The sequence below is a fragment of the Saccharopolyspora antimicrobica genome, assembly GCF_003635025.1.
Classification (GTDB): Bacteria; Actinomycetota; Actinomycetes; order Mycobacteriales; family Pseudonocardiaceae; genus Saccharopolyspora; species Saccharopolyspora antimicrobica.
In genome coordinates, this window is the sequence record NZ_RBXX01000002.1 from 4,843,909 (window position 1) to 4,869,115 (window position 25,207).

General features: G+C 67.3%; 24 protein-coding genes and 1 pseudogene. 19 read left to right on the forward strand and 6 right to left on the reverse strand.

Going from position 1 to position 25,207, the window contains the following annotated elements:
* Positions 1-52 precede the first annotated feature (52 nt).
* The 15 genes from ATL45_RS23450 to ATL45_RS23525 all read left to right on the forward strand — a co-directional run bounded on the left by ATL45_RS23450 (position 53) and on the right by ATL45_RS23525 (position 14,520).
* On the forward strand, positions 53-778 hold the full coding sequence (locus tag ATL45_RS23450) for a type II secretion system F family protein (RefSeq protein WP_143121660.1): 726 nt from the start codon (positions 53-55) through the stop codon (positions 776-778).
* Positions 775-1,662: a type II secretion system F family protein gene (locus ATL45_RS23455; protein ID WP_143121661.1), complete on the forward strand. Its 888-nt coding sequence runs from the start codon at positions 775-777 to the stop codon at positions 1,660-1,662. The genes ATL45_RS23450 and ATL45_RS23455 overlap by 4 nt, the downstream gene beginning before the upstream one ends.
* 36 nt (positions 1,663-1,698) lie before the next feature.
* Complete coding sequence (locus tag ATL45_RS23460; RefSeq protein WP_093154208.1) at positions 1,699-1,935, forward strand: hypothetical protein; 237 nt, start codon at positions 1,699-1,701, stop codon at positions 1,933-1,935.
* A gap of 15 nt (positions 1,936-1,950) precedes the next feature.
* Positions 1,951-2,364 carry a TadE family protein gene (locus ATL45_RS23465; protein WP_256258393.1) on the forward strand — a complete coding sequence of 138 codons (414 nt, stop codon included), beginning with the start codon at positions 1,951-1,953 and terminating at the stop codon, positions 2,362-2,364.
* Between the two features lie 35 nt (positions 2,365-2,399).
* Positions 2,400-2,792 carry a TadE/TadG family type IV pilus assembly protein gene (locus tag ATL45_RS23470; RefSeq protein WP_170210330.1) on the forward strand — a complete coding sequence of 131 codons (393 nt, stop codon included), beginning with the start codon at positions 2,400-2,402 and terminating at the stop codon, positions 2,790-2,792.
* On the forward strand, positions 2,789-3,202 hold the full coding sequence (locus ATL45_RS23475) for a hypothetical protein (protein ID WP_093153652.1): 414 nt from the start codon (positions 2,789-2,791) through the stop codon (positions 3,200-3,202). The genes ATL45_RS23470 and ATL45_RS23475 overlap by 4 nt, the downstream gene beginning before the upstream one ends.
* Positions 3,199-6,099 (forward strand): AfsR/SARP family transcriptional regulator, encoded by a 2,901-nt coding sequence (locus tag ATL45_RS23480; RefSeq protein WP_093153654.1) that lies wholly within the window; start codon positions 3,199-3,201, stop codon positions 6,097-6,099. The genes ATL45_RS23475 and ATL45_RS23480 overlap by 4 nt, the downstream gene beginning before the upstream one ends.
* A 1,654-nt stretch (positions 6,100-7,753) precedes the next feature.
* Positions 7,754-8,515: a hypothetical protein gene (locus tag ATL45_RS23485; RefSeq protein ID WP_093153657.1), complete on the forward strand. Its 762-nt coding sequence runs from the start codon at positions 7,754-7,756 to the stop codon at positions 8,513-8,515.
* A 197-nt stretch (positions 8,516-8,712) separates the two neighbouring features.
* Positions 8,713-9,576 (forward strand): hypothetical protein, encoded by an 864-nt coding sequence (locus ATL45_RS23490; RefSeq protein ID WP_093153659.1) that lies wholly within the window; start codon positions 8,713-8,715, stop codon positions 9,574-9,576.
* A 321-nt stretch (positions 9,577-9,897) separates the two neighbouring features.
* Positions 9,898-10,689 carry a DUF8317 domain-containing protein gene (locus ATL45_RS23495; protein WP_093153662.1) on the forward strand — a complete coding sequence of 264 codons (792 nt, stop codon included), beginning with the start codon at positions 9,898-9,900 and terminating at the stop codon, positions 10,687-10,689.
* Between the two features lie 103 nt (positions 10,690-10,792).
* Complete coding sequence (locus ATL45_RS23500; protein ID WP_093153666.1) at positions 10,793-11,674, forward strand: DNA-processing protein DprA; 882 nt, start codon at positions 10,793-10,795, stop codon at positions 11,672-11,674.
* Positions 11,671-12,459, forward strand: coding sequence for a M48 family metallopeptidase (locus ATL45_RS23505; protein WP_093153668.1), 789 nt, complete (start codon positions 11,671-11,673; stop codon positions 12,457-12,459). Before ATL45_RS23500 ends, ATL45_RS23505 begins: the two co-directional genes overlap by 4 nt.
* A 197-nt stretch (positions 12,460-12,656) precedes the next feature.
* Positions 12,657-12,947: a hypothetical protein gene (locus ATL45_RS23510; protein WP_093153671.1), complete on the forward strand. Its 291-nt coding sequence runs from the start codon at positions 12,657-12,659 to the stop codon at positions 12,945-12,947.
* 531 nt (positions 12,948-13,478) lie between these two features.
* Positions 13,479-13,925, forward strand: a complete 447-nt coding sequence (locus tag ATL45_RS23520; RefSeq protein WP_093153673.1) for a hypothetical protein — start codon at positions 13,479-13,481, stop codon at positions 13,923-13,925.
* Between the two features lie 97 nt (positions 13,926-14,022).
* The gene (locus ATL45_RS23525) at positions 14,023-14,520 is read left to right on the forward strand and encodes an Asp23/Gls24 family envelope stress response protein (protein WP_093153676.1); all 498 of its coding nucleotides are present in this window, start codon (positions 14,023-14,025) and stop codon (positions 14,518-14,520) included.
* A gap of 120 nt (positions 14,521-14,640) precedes the next feature.
* Here ATL45_RS23525 and ATL45_RS23530 read toward each other — a convergent pair whose 3' ends face one another.
* The gene (locus ATL45_RS23530) at positions 14,641-15,012 is read right to left on the reverse strand and encodes a hypothetical protein (RefSeq protein WP_093153679.1); all 372 of its coding nucleotides are present in this window, start codon (positions 15,010-15,012) and stop codon (positions 14,641-14,643) included.
* Between the two features lie 515 nt (positions 15,013-15,527).
* Between ATL45_RS23530 and phoU the strand changes: the two genes are divergently transcribed.
* The 4 genes and pseudogenes from phoU to ATL45_RS23550 all read left to right on the forward strand — a co-directional run.
* The gene (phoU, locus tag ATL45_RS23535) at positions 15,528-16,190 is read left to right on the forward strand and encodes a phosphate signaling complex protein PhoU (protein WP_093153681.1); all 663 of its coding nucleotides are present in this window, start codon (positions 15,528-15,530) and stop codon (positions 16,188-16,190) included.
* Positions 16,191-16,481: 291 nt separating this feature from the next.
* Positions 16,482-16,688, forward strand: coding sequence for a hypothetical protein (locus ATL45_RS23540; RefSeq protein WP_143121662.1), 207 nt, complete (start codon positions 16,482-16,484; stop codon positions 16,686-16,688).
* 800 nt (positions 16,689-17,488) lie between these two features.
* Positions 17,489-18,454, forward strand: a complete 966-nt coding sequence (locus ATL45_RS23545; protein ID WP_093153687.1) for a pentapeptide repeat-containing protein — start codon at positions 17,489-17,491, stop codon at positions 18,452-18,454.
* A 357-nt stretch (positions 18,455-18,811) separates the two neighbouring features.
* Positions 18,812-19,168: pseudogene (locus ATL45_RS23550) on the forward strand (IS30 family transposase); the annotation flags it as partial.
* Between the two features lie 123 nt (positions 19,169-19,291).
* Here the strand turns inward: ATL45_RS23550 and ATL45_RS23555 are convergent.
* The 5 genes from ATL45_RS23555 to ATL45_RS23575 form a co-directional block, all read right to left on the reverse strand.
* A complete protein-coding gene (locus ATL45_RS23555; RefSeq protein ID WP_093154210.1) occupies positions 19,292-20,194 on the reverse strand; it encodes a M23 family metallopeptidase in 903 nt (300 codons plus the stop codon).
* Between the two features lie 54 nt (positions 20,195-20,248).
* Complete coding sequence (locus ATL45_RS23560; protein ID WP_246025502.1) at positions 20,249-21,286, reverse strand: replication-relaxation family protein; 1,038 nt, start codon at positions 21,284-21,286, stop codon at positions 20,249-20,251.
* Between the two features lie 83 nt (positions 21,287-21,369).
* On the reverse strand, positions 21,370-23,865 hold the full coding sequence (locus ATL45_RS23565; RefSeq protein WP_246025503.1) for a DUF8128 domain-containing protein: 2,496 nt from the start codon (positions 23,863-23,865) through the stop codon (positions 21,370-21,372).
* 39 nt (positions 23,866-23,904) lie between these two features.
* Positions 23,905-24,723: a GP88 family protein gene (locus tag ATL45_RS23570; protein WP_170210331.1), complete on the reverse strand. Its 819-nt coding sequence runs from the start codon at positions 24,721-24,723 to the stop codon at positions 23,905-23,907.
* A gap of 76 nt (positions 24,724-24,799) precedes the next feature.
* Positions 24,800-25,189, reverse strand: a complete 390-nt coding sequence (locus ATL45_RS23575; protein WP_143121663.1) for a hypothetical protein — start codon at positions 25,187-25,189, stop codon at positions 24,800-24,802.
* Positions 25,190-25,207: the final 18 nt, after the last annotated feature.

Below are 25,207 nucleotides of genomic sequence, written 5' to 3' on the forward strand. Positions count from 1 at the left end.
CTCACTCGTCCCTCGGCGAAAGACTGCGCCTGGCCGTCGTGGCCGGTTGGCCGTGCAGGTCGTTCGGTGGTGGCGCCGTGCGCTGCTGGCCGGTGTGGCTGCCGGGCTCGTGTGGTGGGCGACCGGGTGGCCGGTCGCCGGCGCCGCTGCGGCCGGCGCGGTGCTCGGGCTCCCCGTCGTGCTGGCCGCGCAGCGAACACGGCAGACGATCCTGGTGCAGGAAGCCCTCGCGGTGTGGACGCGTCGCGTCGGGGACCTGCTCGCCTCCGGCGCCGGCGGCCTGCACCACGCGGTTACGCGCTCGGCCGACACCGCCCCCGAACCCCTCGCCGCACCGGTCCAACGCCTGGCCGAACGGTTGCACACCGAACCGCCAGAGGAGGCGTTGCGCGGCTTCGCCGCCGAGCTCGACGATCCAGTCGCCGATGAGGTCGTCCTGGCGCTGCTTCTGCGCCTGCGCGCCGGAGGCCGGGGCTTGGTGGAGATCCTGCACGGCCAGGCCGCCGCGCTTCGCGCCCGCGCCGCGGCCACCCGCGAGGTCGAGGCCGACCGCGCCAAACCCCGCACCACCGTGCGCACCCTCGTGGCCATCACCACCACCATGGTCACCGGTCTCGTCGGATTCGCCCGCGACTACCTCGCCCCGTTCGACACCTGGACCGGACAAGGCGTTCTGCTGGTGGTGGCAAGCATCTTCGCGGTCTCACTGTGGCGCATGCACCGGCTAGCCGCCCTGCCCGCACGGCCCCGCTACCTCGCTGGAGGGCAGCCGTCATGAACACCGTCCTTCTCCTAGCGGTCGGGGCCGGCTGCATGCTCGGACTCGGTCTGACCCTCGCCGTGCGCACCGTCGTGGGACCGGCGCCAATGGACGCCTCCGCCGCGCTCGATCACCTCGCCCACCGAGGCAGCACGTCGGTCCCCGCCGCGGGATGGCGGGCCCGAGTCGTGGACTCGGCAACCCGCCGTACCCAGCACCAAGCCCTTCCATCGTGGCTGGGTATCCCGGTGCACGACCTCGCACTGCTCAACCTCACACCGACCGACTACGTGACGGCACGGTTGCGGTGGCTCACCGGCAGCCTCGCCGTCACGATCCTGCTGGCCATCGGGCCCGCGGCCGTGGGCGTGCCGCTCGAACTCCTAGCCGGGCTCGCCGCAGTCGGTGTGTTGGTGGGCGCGGTGCTACCGGTCTGGCAGCTGCGCGACCGCGCCACGGCGACCCGCGAGGACGCGCAGCGGGCACTGCCGGTCTACCTGGATCTCGTCGCCCAGCAACGCGGCGCCGGCCAAGCACCCGGCCCGGCCCTGCGGGAAGCCGCCGCAGTGGGAGATCACTGGCTGCTCACCCGGCTGCACAGCACCCTCACCCACGCCGAGCACAGTGGACACTCACCCTGGGACGCCCTCCGCGACCTCGGCACCCGAACCAAGCTCCCGGAACTCGTCGCGGTCGCGGACCTGGCGGCCACAGCCGCCGACGGTGCGGCGATCTACGCCAGTCTCACCACCCATGCCGCCAGCCTGCGGTCCGCGGCGATCAGCACCGACAAAGCCGAGGCCAACGCCCGCACCGAACGCCTCACCCTCCCCGTCACCCTGCTACTGCTCGGTGTGCTCCTGCTCGCCTGCTACCCAGCCGTCACCCGACTCCTCGGCTAGGGAAAGTCAGACCCGATCGACAAGGAAGTGGTCATCATGTCCGTTGTTCGTCTTGTCTCCCGGCAGCTCATCACCACGCTGCTGGTGTTCTCAGCCTGGCTCACCGTCCTCGGCGTCGGCGTGCAGCAGCGGTGGGAGCAGGCACGGTTCGACGATACCGGTTCGGAGTCCACCGAGAAGGCGGTGATCGCCGCCATGAGCCTCGCCGCCGCGCTCGGCCTCGGCGGCGCCATCACCGCCCTCGTGCTCAAGTACCAAGCCCAACTCCACTAAGCCATGAACACGTCGATGCCGTCGGCGAATCGCCGCGCAGCACCCGGACCGCGGGACGGGGGATCGGTGGCGGTGGAGACGGCGGTGCTCGCCCCACTGGCGCTGATCCTGCTCGTCACCGTGGTGCAGGCCGGGCTGTGGTGGCACACCCGCACCCTCTGCCACACCGCCGCCCACCAAGGCGTGCAGGCCGCGCGCACCGTCACCGGCACCGCCGCCGACGCCCACACCACCGCCCGCAGCTTCCTCGACCGCGCCAGCGGCCTGGTCGGCGCCCCGGAAATCACCGCCCACGTCGACGGCCGAAGTGTGCGGGTGCGGGTTGCGGCCACCGCCCCGCAGATCCTGCCGATTCCCGGGCTCGGAGAGGTCGAGCAGGAAGCGGCCGGGAGCAAGGAACGTTTCACCCTCCCTGGAGACCTGCCATGACACTCCGGCGACCGTCCGATACCGGGTCAGCGGCGGTGGAGCTGGCGGTGCTCACACCGATGCTGCTGATGATCATCATGTTCAGCGTCGCCGTCGGCCGCATCCTGACCGCCGACCTCGCGCTCGTCCAGGCCACCACGGCCGCCGCTCGCGCCGCCAGCCTCGCCCGCACCCCCGGCGCCGCCCACAGTGCCGCGACCCGGGTCGGTGCACAGGTGCTGGCCGAGCAGGAACTGGCCTGCCACGGCATCCAGGCACAGGTGGACACCGGCAGATTCGGTGCCGTCGGACTACCGGGACATGTCACCGTCACACTGCGCTGCACGGTGTCCTTGTCCGATCTCACCGGCATTCCCGGTCTGCCCGCCGGCCTTCCGGTGCAGAAGACCTTCGGCAGTCCCGTCGATCCGTTCCGGAGCCGGACATGAAACACCCCAAGGACTTCTCGGATGCCGGATCGGTCAGCGTGCTGGTGGCGGTCCTGCTGCCGTGCCTGCTGCTGGTGTGCTCACTGGTCGCTGACGGCGCCGACCGCCTCCGGGCGCTGGCGCAAGCCGATGCGATCGCCGCCGAAGCCGCCCGCGCCGCGCTCACCGCCCTCGACACTCGCGGCCCCACCCTCACCCTCGACATCCGCACTGCTACGGCCGCTGCCCAGCACTACCTGACCACGTTCGGGCATACCGGCAGCGTCACAGTCGACGGTGCCGCGACGGTGCGTATCACCGTCACCCACACCGAACCCGCCCGCATCAGGCTGCTCTGGGACTCCCACACCGTCACCGGCTACGCCACCGCCACCCTCGCCACCAGTCCAGACCGGGGCGGGTCGTCATGACTCGGGGACGCCTGATCGCGGCCGGGCTGGGTGTCCTGGCGATGCTGGTGGGACTACCCGTCATCCTGACCGTCACCGGGGCCTTCATCCGCCTGCCGAACCTGTCCTGGCCCGACCTCGACACCTCACCCTGGGCCCCGATCCCGGTCGGTGAGCAGCTGCTGGTCTGGGCCGAGCACACCTGGCACACCCTGCGCATCGAACTGCGCCTCGACGGCGCCCTCATCCTCGCCGTTCACGCCGCCGGCTGGGCCACCTGGGCCGTGATGCTGTGGTGGGTCCTTTGCGACCTGGTTCTGCTGCTGCGCCACGGCGCTCGCGCGCTTCGCGACCGGCTCACGGTCACCGGTCCCCGTGGCTGGATCACCGCGCTGCTCGCCAGTGGTGTGCTCGCCCTCAACACCCCCACCAGCTCCGCCACTCCCGCAGCCGCCCCGGTTGCGGTGACCGCACCCCTGCACCCCACCGCTGGCCCTGGTGCGCTGCCTGCCCCCGGCAGCGGCACCACCCCGCTGGGTTCCGGCGGCTACCCCGACCCCACCCCGCCGGAACCCAGCACCCCAACCCACATCCCCGACACCCTGCGGCCCGAACATCCGCGCTACCGCGTCGTCCGCGGCGACACTCTCTGGGACATCGCCGCCCGGCACCTCACCAGCGGACACCGCTGGCGCGACATCCAGAACCTCAACACCGACCGCCTCGGCACACCCCGCCACCTCCACCCCGGCTGGATCCTCCTCCTGCCCACCGACGCCACCAACCTCCCCGAACCCGCCGTCATCCCGGACGACGCCCACTGGATCACCACCCAGCCCGGCGACACCCTCACCAGCCTCGCCCAACACCACCTCGGCGATAGCACCCGGTGGGAGGAGATCTACGCACTCAACGCCCACCATCCCCAACCCGACGGCCGCGCCCTGCGCGACCCGGACATGGTCTTTCCCGACTGGCACCTCGCGCTGCCGTCTGCTGGCGATCCACATCGCGAAGGAATCGTGCAGCCGGAGCCTGCTGCTGTCGCGGCGCCGGAACCTCGATACGAAGAAGTGCCGGAACCCGCATCGAGCGCGAGTTCAGAGCGTGCTGTCTCCGTGACCTCGGGTGGCGCTGTCATCGTGAGCGGAGCGGGGTTCGTTGCCGCAGGACTGGCTGCTGCCGTGGCGCTGAGCATGCGTATCCGCCGCCGACGACGAATGAGGGTCTACGAACCAGGAAGCGGTGTTCGTGCGAACCCGGCACCGCTCGCACCGGCCGTTTACGCGTTGCGCTCTCTGGAGGACGAAGCCCCGATGCTGGCTTCTCAGACCAACAGTGACGACACACAGGACACGCCACCAGCGGTAAGCAGCGCTGAACATCGGCAGGCGAGACTTGTCGAAGTCGGGGTGCGCGACGGCCACGCCCGCGCTCTGGATCTCGCTGCGGTGCATGGACTCGGACTCATCGGGCCCGGCGCCGAAGCCACCGCCCGCGCGCTGCTTGTACACGTCCTCGCTCTGACCAACGCCGACGTCATCATCGACGCCAGCACAGCTCGTACCTTGATCTCAGACGAACTGCCGGACTCACCTCGCCTGTGCCTCGCCGACGATCTGCGTGACACCATCACCGATCTCGCGAGCCAGACCGACGACGTAGATGGCCGCCACGCCCGGAGGCAGTTGAGCTACGTGCTCATTGCGGGCGCCGACCGGTGGAATCCTCAGCTCCAAGAACTGATCGACCACCAGGCGACGAACGGCATCGCCGCCATCCTGCTGGGCAACCGGCCAACCGGGGCAACCGTGCGCGTCATGTCCGACGGGCTCGTCGCAACAGCAAGCCCCCGCATCAGTGAACTCCGCGGAGCTCGCCTGTTCCATCTCGAAGCCAGCGACACCCTCGATCTCCTCGACCTGCTCGCTGACACCACGTCCACACCCGGTGACAACGAACCTGCGCTCAACTCCAACGAACACGACATCGAGGCCGACTTCGGTGACAGCCGCGATGCAGCCGTGGCCGATCAGCCACCGCCGAGCGTCGCCTCCGAGATCGACCCTGGCGACGGTGCCGCAGTAAGCCGTCAGTCTGTTGACGTCGCCAGCTCGCAGGAAAGGCCCGTTTGCCGGCCAGCAACCCTCACGATTCTCGGGCCCTTCACACTCACTTGGGATTCAGCAGAGGGAGAGGAGTGCGATCTCACCTCGGTACTGGCTCCCAAACACAAAGCTCTGCTGGTCTTTCTTGCTTTGCACACCACGGGAACGTCGCGCAGCGCGGTCCGCGAAGCGCTATGGCCAAGTGCCCGAGGACGCCGTCCCTTCAACTCGTTCTACGCCACCCTGTCCCAAATCAGGAGAGCTATCGCGGAAGCGGTCGGCGATCCCGTGCTGGAACTCATTTCACAGCACGGAGAGAAAGTGGCGCTCAACCCCGACCTGGTAGACGTCGACTACTGGCAACTCCGGCAAGCCGAGCACAAACGCAACGTTGCCTCCAGCAACGAGCAGCGCATGGAGGCGTGGAGAAGCATCGTGGCCGCCTACCACGGTGAAGTCGCCGAAGGGATGTCCGCCCTCTGGCTAGACGGACCTCGCGAGGACGCCCACCGCACCGCTCTCGACGCCCTCGCCTGCTTGGCCGCGCACTACCGAGGACATGACCCCCACCAACAGCTACAGATCCTCGAACACGCCCGCCGGCTCAATCCTGAGAACGAAGCGATCTACCGCGATATCATGCGAGTGCAAGCAGAACTCGGCATGAGTGACGCCATCAGCCGTACTGTACAACTTCTCACGACAGCCCTCGCCGACATCGGCGAAAGACCCGCCCGCAGCACTCTCACCCTGGCCAGAGCCCTGCAAGAGCACCACCACGCCAACTCGGCAACGACCCAGCCTTCGTAAGCGTTGCAGCTGCAATCCGAGTCTGGGGGTCAGCACGTTCGTGGACCACGCTTATTCATCTACCTACCCACGTGCGTGCTCATGCGCTCACTCATCTTCCCGATAAACAGGAAGCCCTCTCGCCTCGCGTTGTTGCAGGCCAGCGCACCGCTGGCCCTTCCTGAATCTACCCAGCCTCGGTACCCCACGGGAACTTGTTGACGACTGAGAGGGAATACGAGGGAGTGCAACAATAAACACCGTGGCCAGCCATGCACATCAATGATTCCTGCTCCTGACCGACCAGGGCTCTGCTTGTGAATGTTCGCCGTCGATCTCCCTTCGCTCGCGCCCTCACTTGATCACTTCACCCACTTCACTCTATCCAGGCATCGGGAATGCAGTCATCAACAGCTCCACGCAATTAGTTGACCATTGCAAGCAAATTGGCGCCCCTGGTGGGTAAAAAAATTGGAAGAATTCAATTTCTCGCCATCGGTCAAGGATGTGCCCTCCTGTCAATAAACCGAACGAGGGGTGCCGTCCGCAGTGCCCCGCCTTCGGCCCTGACGCGTACGCGCGGCTCGCGCGTAAAGGCGTCGAGCGCCCTGAGCTGCCATGGAGGGGCACTGTGCGCCCTTGTGGTCACAAGAACAGGCAGCGGCACGGCAAAGCTCAATGCCAGAGAGTGGACGCCGGGCCGACCTCCCGCAGAGGTATAACAGCGAGATAACGAGCGCCTGCCTCCGCTTGCGGAGTGTCCTGTTTAGGTGTGTAATAGACATGTCAGCAGGACGGGCCGAAGTGGAAGCGATGAGGACCGGGGCACGGCGTCCCCGCGAGTCGCCCTCCACGAGGGAGCGGCCGGCTGAGACCGGAGAAGTCCCGTAAAGCGCGGGCAACGGCTTGGGCCGTGCGGACAGCAGCGAACCCGTGCAGAGCGGAATGGTGAACGACGCGTAGCCAAACGCTCATTCCTTCCTGGGATGTGTAGTAACTGCGCTTGCAGCGCCATTCGTATAGCTCTTGCTAAAAGCGGAGAAGCGCGCACAAATGGCATTCCTGCCAGGAGTGTCCCCAAGATAACTTCATGGTGGTCTAGCACCGAAATACGTCACGATGCGTGGGCGTTCGGGCTGTTTTAGGCGGTTGCCGAAATTGGACGTTTCGAGGCTGGAGAGTGTCACTCTCGCCCGTCCATAGCACGCTAATCCTTACGGGCATGGCTCCCTGCATCGTGCGCTAGACGCAACGGAATTCCCACGTTCGGCACTGTGGGGAGATTCAGGGAATGTGCTGTCAGCAGCGACACGCGCCCGGGTGCGATGCATTGCACCGACACGGGATCTGCCCCTTTTGGGCATCTGTGGCACGTGTCGCTGTTTGGCACCAGTTCACAACTGGCCTGAATCACTGGAGGCATACCCAAATCGGGAACGAAAGGAAGTGTCTGAAGTGACGCGTAAGGATTTTGTTGTTATCGCCGAGTCCATCTTTCAGTCCGTATCCACGGATGACGACCGGAAAGAGCTTGCGGACAGGCTCGCGAACTACTTTGCGAGCGTCAACGCCCGATTCGACCGGGATCGATTTTTCGCCGCGTGCGGACTCTGACCATTCCGCCGATGGCCACGATTCACGCAAACGACAGGCGCGGAGAACAGAGAGGTGTGTCATGGACGAGATCAAGGTTCAGCTTTCCGATGATGCAGTGCGGTGGTTCGAGCAGAACTACCGATACACCGAATGGGACGCAGACGAGTTCGCACGCGATCAAGGCTGGTCCGGTTTCGATTTCGTCGTCGGATCCGACGGGGAGCCCCTTGTTGTCCCGGGTGAGTACGTGTTCGGACACCTGTGCTCCCACCTGCTGGACGCGTCGAATGCAGAAGCCGCAGCCACGATCATGGGCGAGGCAGCGCCCGGCAAGGCGTCCGAGTTCCACGGTGTGCTGGCCTACGACTACGCGGATGAGGCCGCGCGGGAAGCCACCGAACGCATCGGCGCGTCCCTGGCTGGCTATCCGGTCCTCAACGATGAGGACTTCGACCAGCGGGAGCGGGAAGCCGCGATCTCGACGCTGACCGACTGCTGCGACGTGCCCGCAGAGATCGCCGGCGACGTCGCGGCGGCGCTGTCCGACGACGGGCAGAGCCTGTGTACCGACTGCAGTATCTGGGATCTCGGCAGGATCATGGACCGGCTTGGCTACCGCGAGTGCGCCGAGTGCGACGGGTGGATCAAGACCAGCCACGATGAGCCGCTGCACTACGACTGCGCGAAGGCTCACGAGGAACCGGATTGCGAGTGCGTCTCCCGCCTGATCGACACCCACCGGCACAACGAGGTAGTGACGACGTGGGCGGATGTGCGGGAAACGCTGCGCGGCTGCGAATACTGCTACTCGCAGGTTCTTCCCTACGGCAAAACGGCCTGACACAACCGATTTCACGCTTGCCCTATTCGTGCACGCCGGGCGCATGAACGGTGCCGACCCACGCGTGGTCAGGACGGCCTGGACGCCACGCCCTTAGCCCCCTCGTTGCCTCCCACTCCGGCGCGCGGCCATCCGACGCACGCCGGCGCCCCTCTCGCGCTCTTGTCCCATCCACCCCAGAAAGTAAGGACCCTACGATGAACAGCCACGACAACGCCCCCGACCTGGTGGCCGCAGCCGACCGCGAGCGCGTCCACACGGATGTGGGCGAAGGACTCGCCCAGCTACGGGCCGCCAGCCTCGACGAGCTGGCCGACCTCGCCGAGGAGATTCGCTGCCAGGTCGACGATCTCACCGACGACGCGCACAGCTCGAATCCGATCCCGCAGCAGGAATTGCGGAACGTCACCGCCCGCCTGAGCCGGCTTGCGAACACTCTCGCCCGCGCCGCACGAGGGTATGCGGGAGCCCGCGCGACTGACATGGCCTACACGCGGATATTCGAGGACCTGGACGAGCATGGCTGGACCGCGCTGCCGGACCGGGACCTCGACGGCACCCTGCCACCGATCCCGATCAGCGAGCTAGGTGATCGGCGCGGCTACCGGCGGGGCTGGCGCCGTGGTTTCCAGACGATCACGCTGTGGTTCACCGGTCCTTACTCGCTAGCCTACGGCGCCGCGAGTGGACACGGACGGCTATCGACCACACAGGAGGTCGAGGCGGTCATCACCTCGGAGCCGACTCCGGAGGACGTCATCAGCGACGCGATCGCGGAATCCGGCACCGCCCCGACCGTGCCGTTTGACGCCACCTACGACCAGGTGGCCGAACACATGCGGGCCGCAGGCTGGGGCGACCCCGTCGACGAGCACCCCTGCGACGACCACGGTATCCGCCGGCCCAACGGCACCGGGAGCAGCGGAGCATGGGAAAGCCCCAGCGCTCTCGGGTTCCGCGTGTATGCCTGGGGAATCGGTGACGAACCGGCCCACGTCTGGTACTGGGCCGGCTCCATCGTGAACCTGGGTGCCCTCCGCCAGATCACCGACCTCCACTGACGACAGGTGCCGCATTCGGCATCTGTCCTGCCCGCCTGTCGCGCTCGCGAGCTGCGCGGATCTGATCCGTGTCGCGTAGATCCACCCCGAGCAGGCCGCCGAGTACGCCGAACTCGAAGCCGAGATCGGTCACAGGTTCCGAAACGAACTGTCCATGATGGGCATAATCGCGGCTGCATGCGCGGAATCTGGCCAGGGGTCCGCACGCTGTGGGGCCGATCGCCCGGTTCCGTCGGGCTGGCTGACACCAGAACGGCGGCACTACCGCACGCCCTGATTTTCGTTCAGTAATTCCGTTTTCCTTCAGTGAAAGGGGTTTCTATGTCTGTGTTCCGTTTGGACAAGGCGCACATCGATGGACTGGTTAACGCGGGGATCCAACTTTCCTTGATCGAGGTGGACGAGGCAAACGATACGGGCCGGATGCTGCTGGAGCAGCACTATCGCAGTATCGGATTCCTGCGCGACGACGAGTCGCCTCCGCGCTATGCGGTCACGATCGCACCGTTCCTGTTCCATTTGGTCGCCATCCTCAACCTCGTCGCGTGCTACGAGTACCAAACGTGCGAAGGTCGAGGGTGGGGCACGAGCCCAGCGCGGGAATGGTCGCGACGGTTGCGGGACGCAGCCCTGCGCAGATTGCCGGAGGCCGCCACGCAGGTCACGCGCATCGCGGGGATCGAGTACCTCGTGTATCAGACGCTGCCGGCCTGGGAGAACACCCCGTGGGGAATCACGTCTCTCGACGAGGTCCCGGACATCGGGGATGGCGAGATCGTCATTCCCGTGATCCGGCGGGGCCTTCCCGTCGACATCCTCACGGGACCGTCCGGTTCGTTCTCCAACGGTGGGTTGTCCTCCCGTGTTCGGAGCGTGGTGATCGTCGAGATCGAGGGTGAACCGGTTCCCGAGTTCGCATGCATCCGGGAGCCGAGCGACGACGCCCCGGCGGTGTCGCTGCGGTTCGAGTACGGCCGGTACGTCGCGCGCCCGGCGGACGAGCCGGACCGGTGGTTCATGGCCTCCGGCGCCTTCCTGCACACCAGCGATTCCCGCTGGAGTGAGCTGATCGGCCACTCGCTGCCGATCCCGTTGCACGACCGCACCGAGTAGGCGCACGACTCGGTACGCGCGTCGTTCTTCTTTTCTTCCCTGCGCGGGTCGCGCCGACCGGTTCGCCGGTCGGCGCGACCCGCCTTTCGCATCATGACTAGGAGTGCTCATCGTGAACTCTCTTGCTGCTCGCGCATTTCTGCTCCGGGCCACCGAGCCGCCGGCCCCTGCGGTCGACGCGTTCGTGGCCGCACACGGACCCGTGGATGCGGTCGAGCGCATCCAGGCCGGAGCCGTACCTCGGTCGGTCCTGCACGAGATCCGCGATCTCAAACCCCGGATCGATGAGGACCTGGCCGAGGTCGAGGCTGGCCACTACCGGCTGCTGACTCCGGAAGATCCGGACTGGCCGCACGGTGCCCTGCGCGGCTTGACCGAACAGGGCCTCGGCGCACCGCTGGCGCTGTGGGTCCGAGGCTCCGCCAGTCTCGCGGCCAGTACCCGCTCGGCGGTGTCGGTGGTAGGCAGCCGCGCTGCTTCCGAATACGGCGAGCATGTCGCAACCGTGCTCGGTACTGACCTCGCCGAGGCCGACGTCACCGTGCTGACCAGCGGCGCCTACGGCGTCGACGGTGCGGCCTGCCGTGGCGCGCTGCTCGGCTCCGTGCCTCCGATCGCGGTGCTGGCCTGCGGCGTCGATATCGCCTATCCGCAAGGCCACGCGTCGTTGCTGGAATCGGTTGCTCACAGCGGCATGCTGATCAGCGAGTACCCGCCCGGTACGGAGCCATCCCGCGCCCGCTTCACGGCCCGGGGCCGGCTGCTGGCCGCTCTGGGGGTCGCCACCGTCGTCGTGGAAGCCGGGCGGCGCAGCGGCGTCCTCCCGATCGCGCGCACCGCCGCAGCGATGGGCCGCCGCGTCTACGGCGTGCCCGGACCGATCACCTCCGCCACCTCGGCCGGCGTGATTGACCTGTTGTGCACCGGAGTGGCCACCCCGATCGCCGCAACCGAGCACATCATCTCCCAGGAGGGCATCCGATGACCGAGCACACCGAACTGGCCGCAGACGTCCAGAAGGCCGTGGCCGCGCTCGGTCTACCGCCTGACTGGGAGCTGCGGGTGGAGATCCGACCGCGGCGCAACGCTGTCGGGCTGGAACTCAAGCCCGGTGAACCGGTGAAGGTGCTGGTACCACCCGGCGCCACGCCGGAGCGCGTCGCCGACTTCATCCGCCATCATCGGGGTTGGCTGGCGCGGAAGATCCCCGAGGCTCGGCAGCTCGCCCCGGACTTCGCGGTCAAGGAGTTCGTCGACGGCGAAGGCTTCGTTCTTCTCGACCGGTCCTACCGGCTGCACCTCACCGACGATGGCCCTCCGGCACGGATCGAGGGTCGACCTCACGTACTTAGTCCCGCCCTGTTCCTGTGCGTGCGGCGCGACCGACCCGACACGATGCGCAACGCGGTGATCAACCTCTATCGCGATCGAGGGCTGACCTGGGCCAAGCTGCGGGGTGAGCAGTACGAACGTCGAGGCGGCATCCAAGGCTTGCACTACGAGGTGCGCGACCTTGGCCGACGTCGCTGGGGTGCCTACAGTCCGACGAAACACCTGGTCAGCCTCCACTGGCCGCTGTTCGGGCTCCCGCGCGAGCTGATCGAGTACGTGCTCGCTCACGAACTCGCCCACGCCACCCGTCCACCAGGCCGCCAACACGGGGAAGCCTGGCAGCGCCAGATGAGCCTGTGGATGCCCGACTGGCGCCAGCGCAAGACAGCCCTTGCGCATGTCGGCCGTCGTGCCTGGATGGGTAACTACCGGTCCTGATCGGTTGTGGGGCCGTCGCGACCAGCGACGGCCCCACAACCCAGGGGCCCGCTACAGGTCACCTCCGACTGCGTGCCGAGGTCGAGCCCTCTTTCACGAACGTCCTTCACAGGAGCGTGATAGACATGCGTGGTAGACAGTCGATAGCGACAGGGTGTCGCTCACCAGGAGCGATCACAGCACGCGGAGGTATCGAGGTGGCTCAACCGGACAAGGTGCCCGATGCGGTCGTTCAACTGCGCTCGGCCCGAGCCAAGCTCGACAGCATCAAGACCGAGCTGAAAGAGGCTCGCGACGAGCAGGCTCAGCTTGAGACAAAGATCAACGATCTACTCGCCCAGCAGCGGGAAGCCCGTAAGGAGCGCAACGACGCGGTACTGGCAGCAGACGCAGCCAAGATTCCCCGGCTGACGATCTCCAAGGAGGTCGGCATGCAGCGCAGCAACGTCTACAAACTCTTGGACAGCGGAAACACGTCTGATTCATAACGCGAGCGTCGAAAGCTCGGCTGTCGACCGAACACGCCCATCACCAGCCGTCCAGCGGTGGTGCCGACAGCGCCGACCGGATGAGCGCCGGCCCCTGCTTGTTCAAGGCACGTCAGTCCGGCCAGTGCGTACCATCCGCGGAACCTCGCCCGTCTCGCGCGTGGCCGACGGTGCCCTCATCGAGTAGATCGTCAGGTTGCTCTTTCGGTGCCTGCCCAGCCAGGATTTCGGCTTGCTGACGGGGAAGCGCTGCTGGCCAGCGCGATGAGCAGATTTCCACGCCGACTCCGACGGCAGCCCACGTCAAGGCGACGATGCTCACGTTGGACCCGTCTTTCGACGAGGCAGCATACGGCTGTCGCAGCTTCCGGGACTTCTTAGCTCAGCTCACCCACAAAGTACGGATCGTCTGCCGGTCTGGGCACGACATCATCCTCAGCCTGACCGAGATCGTGCGCTCCCGTCGCTCGGGAATGGCGCAGGTGTGTGTTGCGGCTGCTGCGGGTAGTTCGGTGTTCGAAGGCGCCGGAGGTGGTGGAGGTGGTGGCGTCCCAGGTGCCTGGTGATATGCACCCGGTGGATGTTGTGGTGCCCGTGCGGCAGGACGAGGTCGGGCTCGCTGCGGTGGCTGCAACGGTGGCCCGGGAGGACGGGTTCAGCGCCGAGCTCGTCGACGACCTCTTGGTCGTGGTGCAAGCCGTTGGCGCGGTTCTGGACACGCTGGCGGTGTCGCAAGCCGCGGCGCGGTGGCAGTTCCGTCCTCGCGCTGATGGCCTAGCCATCAGCGCCGAGGTTCGCACCGAGTGCACCGTGGCGTGGCCGGTGTCGACGTGGACTGCCTGGCATGTGCTTCACAGCCTGGTCAGCGAGGTGGCCAGCCAGGACTTGAACCGGGCGCAGACGCATCGGGTCAGGATCACCGCCCGGTGGCAGGGCATCGATCTTCCGAACGTGCAGGACGCCACCGCCGACCAATAGGCCCGGAATCCCGGCTTCGGGTTGGGGTTGCCTGCGCTGTCCGCGCATCCTGTGGGCGTGGGCAGGTGCGCCAACGGTGTGAGCGGAGGCGAGCACAGTGGTCGAGAAGAAGACAGAAACCCGGAGCCGGGAAGACGTCAGCACCGAATCCAGCTGGACGACCACCTCAGGACAGGTCGTCGAGACGTCGGCGGCGGGCGAGGTCACCGAAGCCGCACGGGGGCGTACGACGATCGCCGCCGTGGTGGTGCAGAAGATCGCCGCGATCGCCACCCGTGAAGTCTCCGGTGTGGCCATGCTCGGCGGGGGCGTGGCGCGGGCGTTTGGGGCGCTGCGGGAACGCATCCCCGGCGCGGCTGCCGCGCAGACTGCTGGCGTGGCGGTCGAGGTCGGGGAGAAGCAGACTGCGATCGACCTGGTGATCACGGTGGAGTACGGGGCCGCGCTGGTGGATCTGGCGCGGGCGGTACGGCGCAACGTCATCACCGCGGTGGAGCGCATGACCGGGCTGGAGGTCGTGGAGGTCAACATCGCCGTCACCGACATCCGTCTGCCCGGCGAGGAGGAAGCACCGGCGCCTACCCGCGTCGAGTGACGGTCGCCGCTGGATCAGCGGCTGCCGGGCGCGTGATCCGGCAGTAGGGTCGGCGTGGCCAGGGGTCTCTCTGGTGAGTGCGGCGCCCCGGGGCTAACCCCCTCGCCCCGGGGTGCCGCATCACGAACAGCGCGGGCCTTCTGCGTCGATCACGCCCAGCAGTCCCGGCAGGCGAGTTTCCTTCCCAGAGATGTCGGTCAGGGCCTGCCAGGCCTTGACCAGTTCCTGGGTTGCGCCTTCGGTATCGCCGCGCTCGGCGTAATCAAGTCCGCGGCGGACCTGCTCCACCACGCCGAGATGGTCGGTCAGCAGGGCCGGGGCAACTTCGGCCAGTTCCATGCGGGCATGCTCAAGATCCCCTACAGCCACCTGGTCCGGCTCGACGTAGGAATCCGGGTCCGGGGTGGTGGCACACGTGGCCAAGACTCCCTGCACTCCCAGTTGCAGGCGCCACGCTGCCTGCCCCACGGGGTCGGTACGTTCACCGTCCATGCGCGAACGTTAGCGGAGCGCACGGGCAGGTCCCTCCGCTTCACGGGTGCTTTCGCTGGGCCATGTGAGTGTGAAGCCTCCGGCTGTGCGCGAAGGTGCGCTACCGGCCAGCGAGCCCCGAGCGGCGAGCACCCCGAGCAGCTAGCAGTCTCGGAGCACCCGCCCTGCCGTCGACCCCCGAAGGCAACGGCCAGGGGCTACCCCGCCTACCCGAAAATCACGGCGAAGCAGCGGCACCACCCTAGCCGTTCTCGTTCGCGTTTGAAAACGCCCTGGCAGCGGATGCGCGTCTCACCTGGTCAGGCGCTCGTTATCGACACGCCCAGTTTGCGGGGACCACTGTCTTACGATCGTCGCTAGGGTCGAGGGTGGCTGCAGCACTCGCCAGAGGAGCTGCGCCCGCGCGTGAACTCCCTCCGCGCGCGGCTTGGCGCCCCGGGCAACCTCCTCCGCCCGGGGTGCCAGCCAAGCCGCAACGTCGAGAACAGCCCCGGTGTGGCACCTACCCTGGGAACGTGCGGGAGACCTTTCACGGGCAACTGGCCCAGTTGGGTACCGAGCTCGCTGGCATGTGCGAGTTCGCCGCCGAAGCCATGCGCCTGGCAACCCAGGCCTTGCTGGAAAACGATCTGGAACTGGCCGAACGCGTCGGCGCCGGTGACGCCCGGATGGACCGGGCACGCAACCTCTGCGACGACCACGCCCTCAAGCTGCTGGCCCTGCAGCAGCCGGTGGCCACCGACCTGCGCACCATTGTGGCCGCGGTGTACTGCGCGGTGAAACTCGAACGCATGGGAGATCTCGCCGCGCACATCGCCGACATCACCCGCCGCAACCACCCCCGGCGCGTCGTCCCCCAGGGCATGGAAACCGGCTTCCGCACCCTCGCCAGCTTGGACGAGCACATGGCTCGCCGCCTGGCCCTCGCGATCCTCGGCGACGTCACCGAAGGCGTCTTCGCTGAGCTGGACCGCACCGACGACTCCGTCGACGTCCTGCACGCCGAGTTAATGGCTGCCGTCACCACCGAGAAATGGCCGCACGGCATCCCCACCGCCATCAACATCGCGCTGCTGGCCCGCTTCTACGAACGCTTCGCCGACCAAGCCGTCCACGTCGCCCAGCGCCTGGAATTCATCGCCGCCGGCACCCTGCCCGACTATTCCGCCCGCAGCTAACGAGAACCGGATTGCGTAATATCCGCTCACTCCATCAGTCGAGAATTTCGGGCAAATCCGCTGTTTTCTCGCGGGCGGTGCCCGCGTCCACCGTTTTCGGCTGCAATACTGCGGACCCCCGGCTACGCCGTGGTGCACCGGGGAGCCAGGGGAGAAGATGAAGGAATGTCGGGCAGCTCCAAAAAGGCGCGCTGCCCGACATCCCTTATATATGTTGTATATCTCTCGAACCGCAACGAGTCTTGCATCACCATGAGATGATCTTCCGGAACCGGAAGGACGGTGATGCACGTGAGCAACCCAGCTCCGAGCCAGATGACCGTGAACCAGCTCGCCGAGATCCTGCAACACCTGCGAGACAGCGGAGCCGGTGACACTCCGGTAGCGGTCAATGTCGGGGATCGCCTCGTGCTGCCCGTGCTCCACAGCGCCGTGCGGGCCCACGCACGCAGCACCTACCTCGAACTCCGCGCCCCGGACCTGCCCCCATCGGGCTAGTCCAATCCGGTCCGGGCTGGGCCACAGACCGGTCCGTCACTCGTTTGGCGGTAGCCGATCATGAGGAAGGCAGTACGGTCGGACCTCCGCCGCGCGCACCGGTGCGCGGCGCCAGCGCCCCGGACCGATCCCACCACGGTCCGGGGCGCTGCCTCCCCGCGAAACGGCGGGCGACCCCCGACCGGTCGCACACCCCTTCCCGCCGCCCAGGCAAGGTCGCACCTCACCAGGCACACGACCCCGGCCTCACCACAGGCCGGGGCGCGAAGGGAAACGTTGGTGGTTACCCGCCAGTCAATCAAGAGCCCAACCGAGTTAATCCACCCCAAGCTCGACAGCCGCTTGCGCCCGGCGTGCCCCCAGACGGGTCGGGTATAGAACAGAAACCGCCCCTGCACCCCACCGGGAAACCGGGAGAGTGCAGGGGCGATCACGCTGGTCCCGGCCAGGAAATGGCGCCGAGCCGGGCACGCAGAGGCTACTCGTCTGGCGAGAGCAAGTCCAGCGAGTAGACGGGTGTGCGGGCCGAACCGAGCAGCACCCGCGCGATAGGGGCAGGCAACCGCGGCTCGGCCCAGCGCAGCTCCCGCGTAGACCGCGGCGAGCACGAGCGGCACGACGAACGTGGGTCCGGCATCGCCGAGCCCGTCGATGAGCTGGCAGCCAGCGCGATACACAAGGGTGCGATGCAAGAGCGGGACTTTCGGCCCGCCACCGCCCGGCTCGCCGGGAGGGCGTCGTCGAGGGAATCATCGCGAAACATCCGTACCAGCTGACGTGGTGCTGGCACCGTAGGAGTCATGATCGATCGTCGTCGTCCTCGCGGTGTGTCGCGTCAGCGTGTGGTCAAGTCGGCGCGTCCGGTCGTGTTGGGGTTACGCCATCCTGCGGGCACCCGGTCTCGCCGGAGAACGCAGTCGTCCTCGCCCGGTGAAGCCCGGCCACGGCGCCGCCTCGACCTGACTCAGATCCTGACGCTCGGGGCAGTGCTGGCCACGCTGGCGTTGGCCATTCCGCAATTCGTCGCCTCCCAGGCGACCCTGGAATCAACCCGCAGCCAAAGCGTCAACGCCCAACAGCAGCAGATCACCGAGCGGTTCGGCAGAGCCGTCGAACAGCTGGGCACTCGCGACAACCTCGAAGTCCGCATCGGCGGCATCTACGCCCTGGAACGCATCGCCCGCGACTCCCAGCCCGACCACACCGCCGTGGTCAACCTGCTGACGACATTCGTACGCGAGAACACCAAAGCACTCCGTGATGCACAACGCCACTGTCCCGATCAACCAATGTCCGCTGATGTGCAGGCCGCACTCACCGTCCTGGCACGCCGCAACGCCGCCTGGGACGAAAGCCCTCTCGACCTCGCCAATGCCTGCTTGTGGCAGCCCGAGCTCAAAGAGATCGCGGCGCCCGCTGCCATCCTCAGCGCCGCCGACCTCACCGGCGCCTTCCTCGACAACGCCGATCTCCACCTCGCCTACCTCGTCGACGCTGACCTCGACCACGCCAGCCTCACCAGCGCTGACCTGCGCAGTGCTGACCTCCGCGGTGTCGATTTTGGCAACGCCGACCTCAGCGGTGCTGACCCCAGCGGTGCTGACCCCACCAACGCCCGTCTCACCAACGCCAACCTCGACAGGACCGACCTCAGCGGCGCCGACCTCAGCAACGCGAGAGGGCTTACACGCGAGCAAATGGCCGCCATCGCCCCCGGAGTTACCGCCGTTATAGGGGGGGTTCCTCCAGAGTGGTTGCCATGGTGAAGAGACGGGTGCAGCCCCTATTCCGATAGGGCGCGAACGGCTGCCAGGGCAGGAAAAGGTGCCTGGAGAACGACGAAAGCACCCCTGCACTCCCATGACGGCGGGTTCTAGCGCTCCCCGCAACACCCTGGAGCTCAGGGAGTTGCGGGGAACGTGGTTGCTGGGGAGTTGAAGGCTCGGTTCTTTGAGGCGCTGGACCGAGAGTCGGGCAGCATTCTGGCGGCTGCTCGTGTGATGGGGGTGAACCGGAACACGGCCTATGGGAGGGCCCGCAAAGCCGGTGTCCGGGGACGGGGGAAGGCTGGTCCTGCCAGGCATCCGGGGCGTGCGACCTGTGAGCGTCTTCGTGCATCGGGTGTGTCGCCGCGTGTTGCTGCCGCGCAGGCGGGTGTTCATGTGCGCACCGCGCAGGACTGGGATCGCGGCTGGCGCAAACCGGGAGACGATCACTGATCTGCTCGGTCAGGGCGCCTCGCGGCGGGCGATCGGGCGGTCACTGGGTCGGCGTCCACGGTCAAGCGCGAGATCGACGCCCGCTCTGTCGACGGGGTCTATCGGCCGCACGCGGCGCAGCGGGCGTGGGCGGGCAGTCGCGCCCGCCCGAAGGCGGCCAAGCTCGCGCAGGACGGGCACTTGCGCGACTACGTCGCCGGTAAGCTGCAGCAACGGTGGTCGCCGGAGCAGATCTGTCACGCTCTTGTGCAGGAGTTCCCGACGACGAGAGCATGCGATATCACCCTCAGTCTGACCGAGTCCGATCAGACCGTTCAGGCGGATAGCCGGGACGCCGGGGAGAAATCGGCGAGCCAAGACGACGCGATATCTGTGCCAGCGGGTTCAGCTGCACAGCGGCGGTGCTGACTGTTGCTGGTAGAACGCGACGGGGTCTAGCGCCTGACCTCCGATGTCGATCTGGAAGTGCAGGTGTGGGCCGCTGGATTCACCCCTGTTTCCGACCTCGGCGATCGGTTGGCCGGCCTGGACTTCCTGGCCGGGTTGAACGAGGTTTCGGTTGTTATGCCCGTAGGTCGTGATTACGCCGTTGGTGTGCTCGATGCGGACCCAGAGCCCGTAGCCGCGCGCGGGTCCGGAGTCGATGACGGTGCCGTTGCTGGCGGCGACGATCGGGGTGCCGATGGGTGCGGCGATGTCTTGTCCGCGGTGGTTTTCGCTGCCTCGGGGGCCGAATCCGGAGGTGCACTGTCCGGTGACGGGGATGGTCCATGCGGCGGTGGGTGTTGCTGTGCAGGTGGAGCCGTGGACGGTGGCGAGGAATTGGTGGGCTGCGGGTTCGTGGCGGGCGTAGGCGTGGGGGAATCCGGAGCGTTGGACTGCTTGGGCGGCGTCGTTGATGCTCATCTGCTGCCAGCCTGGTACCGCGAGCAGGTGCCGGTAGAACTGGGTGGCAGCGTAGGCGGGGTCGGTGATCTGTGCGGGGGTGCCCCAGCCCTGTGAGGGGCGTTGCTGGAACAGTCCGAGGCTGTCGCGGTCGCCGTGGTTGAGGTTGCGGAGGCCGGATTCCTGGAGTGCGGTAGCGAGGGCGATGATCCAGCCGCGCTCGGGGATGTTCATCTGCTTGCCGATGGCGACGACGGTGGCGGCGTTGACGAGTTGTTCAGGCCCGTATCCGGAGACATCGGTGGGTCCGACGCCCGTCGGGGTGCAGCCTGCTGTGGGGGTACCACCGAATACTGCGGAGACCGCGCTGGTGATGGCGGCGGTGACGACCACGGTGAGCATCGCGAACCCGAGGACCACGGCCAACGCGGTCTTGGCGATAGCGGACAGCGTCGATCACCTCCTCGGGCTCCATGTCAGGTCGCGGGCCTGCCAGGGCGGCATCGGCACCGGTGGCCTCAAGCGGGCCACAGGGCTGGGATCAGCGCCGCTGGTGTCCGCGGAGCTCGTGGGTGTTTCGAGGTGGGGCCAGGCCGAGAGCAGGCTGATCAGCCGGTGCCGGCCCGCGTTGGTGCGATGCAGGGGCAGCCACACCCCGCTGGCGGGGCTGCCGGTAGTGCGGAGGTGTTCGGCGGTGGTGGTGGCGATCGGTAGATCGTGTTGCCGAGGCGTAGTGCGTAGGTGCTCGGCGAGTTGTCTCCGTGCGTGCGTTTCCCGGGTTTCGGTGGCGAAGACCGCGAGCAGCGGGGTGACGATGCGGGTCGCGGCGGCGAGGCTGGCGTAGCCGGGCAGCTTCGAGACGAACCGGGAGAGCTGGTAGCTGCCGGTGTCCCATTCGAGGAACCATTCGATCTCCCGGCCGTCCTCGTGCCAGCGGCCGTAGCCGTCGGGGCGGACGTGGTCGCCGAAGTGACGAGTGCAGCGGGCTTCAGACCACCAGGCCGTTACTGTCCGGTCGGTAGCTGGGTTGGTGAGGGCGTCGGCCAGCAGCGTGGTGAAGAAGCTGTTGACACCCATGAGGTGGACAAGGCGCAGGGAGTAGGCGATGCCGACCGAGCGGTCAGCGCGGAACTTCAGGTCTTTGGGGTCGAGGCCGTCTTCGTGGGCCAGTAGATGGGCGCCGGTGGTGTCCAGGACGTAGTGCATGGGTGCCCGGCCGCGGCCGACGTAGGGCTGGAAGCGGTCCAGCACGCGCCAGGCGTAGAGCTTCTGCAGTCGGTGGTTGGCCGCCCGCCGGGAGCCGGCGAAGGCGATCGCTGCGATCTGCGTCGAGGTCAGCACCCGGTGCTCGGCCAGGACCCGGGCCAGCCACCGGTCGCGAGGGGTGAGGTGGGCCGCGACCTGGGCCTGATGTTCGGCCGAAGCCGCCCAGCGCAGGCTCGGACGCTGCGGCATCGGGGCGCGAAGGTCGCGCTGCTGGTGTTGAGCAAACACGGTCGTCCTCCTGGAATGGGATACGGGCATGAAGAAGGGCGACCCTCCGCGATGAGAGGGCCGCCCCCGGGTGCATTCAGGGATCAGGCCGCGCGGCGGGTGCGGCGCGGATCCGTGCCGGTGGTCGCTGACTGGTCGCTGGTGTCCTCGGCTCGGGACTCCAGCGGGCGGGTATGGACCGCGGCGGCTTTACGCACAGCCTTGGATCGCCCGGGAATAGCCGGCGGCAGCGGTTGAGTCGTCACGGTGAACGGCTGGGTCTCCTCGCCGCCCACGACTAGCCGTACGGCGGCGTGGTAGACGCCGAGGTGTGCGAGGTCGTGGTCGGACACCCGCGGTGCGGTGTGGCGGGCCAGTTCGCGAGCGTCCTCCGGACTGGCGCTGAAGAACACTTTGCTCCGGGCGTTAGTGGAGATGCCTTCCTTGAGGTCCTTAGAAAGCTGCCCCAGGTGCTGGTGCGCCAGGGTCATCGAGAGCCGGTAGCCGCGGGCTTCGGCGAGCATGTCCTCCATCGCATAGGGCAAGTTCAGGAAGTTCTGCGCCTCATCGACATACAGGCCCGCGTCGCGGCGTCCCCGCTGGGGCAGCGCAGCGCGGGCGGTAGTGGCCTGCCAGACCCGCGCCACGATCAGCGAGCCCAGCAGCCGGGTCGTGTCTTCCCCGAGGCTTCCCTTGGGAATGCGCACCAGGCACAGCCTGCCATCCAGTACTTGGGAGAGGTCCACTGTGGACGGACCGGCGGCGACGGCCTTAACCACGAACGGCCGCAACAAGAACGCGCGGAGCTTGTTCAACAGCGGCGCGACAGCCTGAGCACGAGCCGCATCCGAGAGCTGGTCGTACCAGTCCCAGAACCCCCGCAGCGTCGGGTCATCGGCCACCCGGTCCCGGTGCCGTGCCCTCGTGGCCGGATCGGTGAGCAGCTGCGGCAAGGTCGCCAAGGTGGGAGTGTTGGAGGCGGCCCGCAGGGTCAGACAGCCAGCGCGGAGGATGTCCTCGGTGCGTGGTCCCCATGCCGAGGAGAACACCCGGGAGAACACCGACACCAGGTTGTCGACCGCGGGCTCCTTCGGCCCTTCCAACGGGTTCAAGCACGGGGCCGGTCCACGGGAGTCGGCGTCGAAGAGCACGACCCGTTCCGCGGCGTGCTCGGGAAGCCGCTGCAGGATGTCGGTGATCAGGTCGCCCTTGGGATCGATGACCACCGCGCCTCGCCCGTGCTCGGCGTCGGCGAGGATCATCCGGGCAAGCATCGTTGACTTGCCCGAGCCGGTGGCGCCGAGGACATGCAGGTGGTGTCGTGCGTCGGAGACCTGCAGACCCACCGGGCGGGCGTGTCCGGTATCGGACACCCCGACCGGGCGGATCAGCTCGCCCTCGGTTGGCGTGTTCGGAGGAGGAGGGACCGCCCGTGCTCCGGCTCGGGCCAAGCCCGGTAGCGCCTCATCGATCGGCAGATGGGCCACGGCTGCCAGCTCTGGCACCGACAACAGGTCACCCCGCCGTAGACGCCGGCGGGCCAAGCAGCTGACGGGATGGCGCAGGCGTCGGCGGCGGTAGTGGTTGTGCTCGGTGAACCCGGAGAACGCGCTCGCGATGGCGTGAGCACGGCCCCGCATCTGCTCACGCACCCGCGAGACCTGCTCACCCGGGGTCTCGATCGGCACCGTCGTGGACATCGCGTACCGGATCAGCGTCTCCCACTGCGCGCCGCGCTGCTTGGCCACGATCGCGCGGTTCTGCGCCTGGAATTCCAGCGTCGTCTGCGGATCCAGCTTCGGCTGGCTGCCCGATGTCTTGGTGCCCGATGGTCCCGGCGTGAGCAGGTCAAGCAGCCGGCCAGCCAGGCGGGTGGACCGCCCGGAGTTGAGATGGCGGGCGGCTCGACGAGCCTGTTTGACCCGACGACCGGTAACCGGCCGGGCTAGCACCTGCACGCACGCGGTGTCGTGCACTCCGAGCCCCACGGGAGCGCCCAGCAGGGCACGGATCGGGTCTGCGTCGAACTTCGAGCGGATCGGCAACGCTTCCGACCTGGCCAGGCGCAGTGTGCCGCCAGTGACTAACTGCCGGCGCCCCTCGGCCGGCGCCAGAGGCATCGGCGGGGAGGCTTCGTCGGTGCGGGTATGCGCTCCGGGCCAGGCGGCTTCGACGGCACGCTCCACCATTCCCGGGGGCACCACGCCCGGAACCCACAGCCTGATCTGCACCCCGTCGTGGCCGAACACGTACTCCCAGGCTAGATGCGGTTGCCCGGTGGTCAGGCGCTGCATCATCGGTCGGACGAGCCCGACCAGGTTCGACCACATCGCCTCGGCACCATCGGAATCCACCCTAGGAGGTGCCAGAATCGTGATGACCCGGGACCGCTCGTGCAGCGCATCCTGGCACCGGAGGTACCACCACCGCCGCAAGAGGCCCGAGCCTGTCGCCATGAGCACGATGGCGGGGGCAGTGATCGGTCCCCAGGTCTGCACCCATGACCACAGCTCGGTCAGCACCGACTGAATCGCGCCCCACGGATCGGTCAGCAATCTCCCCAGTGGACCCTCGATGACGGACGGACTTGCGAAACCCATGCGAGAGACCTCCTCCCTGCCAGAAAGAGAAGAATGCGATCAGGCGGCGCGCTCATCGGATGTCGAACCGATGCGAGAGCGAGCCGTCGGGGCGCTCGCGATCGAGCGGACCTTTGCCTCGTCGCGAGTGCGGCGGTGCGCGTCGACTTCGGCCTGCCATTCGGAGAACCGGCGACCGGCCAGTCGCTTCAGGAAGTGCGGGATGTTGTTCGCTGGAACACCCACCAGGTGCGGTCCGAGCACCGCGAGCAGATCCGAGGCTTCCTGGGATGACCAGCCAGCCTCACGGATGGAGTCCTCGTCCGGGAAGACATCGGCCACGCGATCCACCGCGGGGTCCAACAACGCGTCCTGTGTCCCTCCGTAGCTGTAGATCCACAAAAAGTTCTCCGGCGGATCCAGCTCCACCGACTCCTTGAACCGTCGGACTTCCTTGGTGTAGGCGTAGAAATTGGTGTCCGGCTGAGCTCGCATGATGCGCATCCAGGACTCCAGGTAGGTGGTGCTGAAGAAGTCGCCCGAGTCATGGATTCGGACCCAGCCGCCACGGAACTTCGGTGCGGCCAGCTCGGCGAGCATGGCCTGTTCCCATCCGGCCAGGTCATCGAGCACGAACCGCAGGTTCGACTCGTGCTTGGCCCGCACCGCGGGCCAGGTGTATGTGCCGTGGCGGGCGTAGCAGACGTGTCGGCAAATCCCGGCCGAGGGGCAGGTGTTGTAGGTGCGCCCGTCAGGCAGTCGTCCCGCCCAGGCAGGCAAGGACCAGTTGTGCACGCCGATGGCCCGCATTTCCCGGTTCTGAGTGAGCAGTCGGCGTGGACGGCCGGCGGGTGAAGTCGCGTGGCCGGAAGAAGACATGCGTGTCCTCCCAACAAAATGGGGGAATCAGGAAATTGATTTCTAATCCACAGTGGATTGACTTAGTGCATCGTGCCTATGCTGGATCGTCGTCGCAGCGGCACCGGAACGTGTCGTCCGTCCGGGCGTCGGCGGAACGCCGGCGCTGCCGACGTCGGCGGTAGCGGTCGAGGTTAACGACCTTGGTGTGGGTGTCGTCGGCATCGACGGTGATGAACTGGGTAAACTCAGCGCCCTGGCGGCGACGGAGGTGTCGCGCGCACGCGCGGACCCGTGCTCGTAGGTCGAAGACGATCAGAGCCCCGATGAGATATGCGGAGATCACGAGCAACGTGCAGACGATCCAGATGGCCGCCATCACTCCGCCCGTCAGCGCGACGATGGGAAGGAGATCGTGGACGAGGACAGCTAGGAACGAGCCGGATACGGCTTGGTCGACCATCCAAGCGGCAAGCAGTGTAGGCACGCGTTTCCTCCTAGTTCG

Excerpts from the sequence above, each read along its gene's own strand:
- ATL45_RS23555 (WP_093154210.1), bottom strand. The coding sequence starts at position 20,194 with ATGCTCACCGTGGTCGTCACCGCCGCCATCACCAGCGCGGTCTCCGCA.
- ATL45_RS23460 (WP_093154208.1), top strand. The coding sequence starts at position 1,699 with ATGTCCGTTGTTCGTCTTGTCTCCCGGCAGCTCATCACCACGCTGCTG.
- ATL45_RS23480 (WP_093153654.1), top strand. The coding sequence starts at position 3,199 with ATGACTCGGGGACGCCTGATCGCGGCCGGGCTGGGTGTCCTGGCGATG.
- ATL45_RS23570 (WP_170210331.1), bottom strand. The coding sequence starts at position 24,723 with ATGTCTTCTTCCGGCCACGCGACTTCACCCGCCGGCCGTCCACGCCGA.
- ATL45_RS23495 (WP_093153662.1), top strand. The coding sequence starts at position 9,898 with ATGTCTGTGTTCCGTTTGGACAAGGCGCACATCGATGGACTGGTTAAC.
- ATL45_RS23565 (WP_246025503.1), bottom strand. The coding sequence starts at position 23,865 with ATGGGTTTCGCAAGTCCGTCCGTCATCGAGGGTCCACTGGGGAGATTG.
- ATL45_RS23455 (WP_143121661.1), top strand. The coding sequence starts at position 775 with ATGAACACCGTCCTTCTCCTAGCGGTCGGGGCCGGCTGCATGCTCGGA.
- ATL45_RS23505 (WP_093153668.1), top strand. The coding sequence starts at position 11,671 with ATGACCGAGCACACCGAACTGGCCGCAGACGTCCAGAAGGCCGTGGCC.
- ATL45_RS23545 (WP_093153687.1), top strand. The coding sequence starts at position 17,489 with ATGATCGATCGTCGTCGTCCTCGCGGTGTGTCGCGTCAGCGTGTGGTC.
- ATL45_RS23530 (WP_093153679.1), bottom strand. The coding sequence starts at position 15,012 with ATGGACGGTGAACGTACCGACCCCGTGGGGCAGGCAGCGTGGCGCCTG.
- ATL45_RS23490 (WP_093153659.1), top strand. The coding sequence starts at position 8,713 with ATGAACAGCCACGACAACGCCCCCGACCTGGTGGCCGCAGCCGACCGC.
- ATL45_RS23475 (WP_093153652.1), top strand. The coding sequence starts at position 2,789 with ATGAAACACCCCAAGGACTTCTCGGATGCCGGATCGGTCAGCGTGCTG.
- ATL45_RS23465 (WP_256258393.1), top strand. The coding sequence starts at position 1,951 with ATGCCGTCGGCGAATCGCCGCGCAGCACCCGGACCGCGGGACGGGGGA.
- ATL45_RS23485 (WP_093153657.1), top strand. The coding sequence starts at position 7,754 with ATGGACGAGATCAAGGTTCAGCTTTCCGATGATGCAGTGCGGTGGTTC.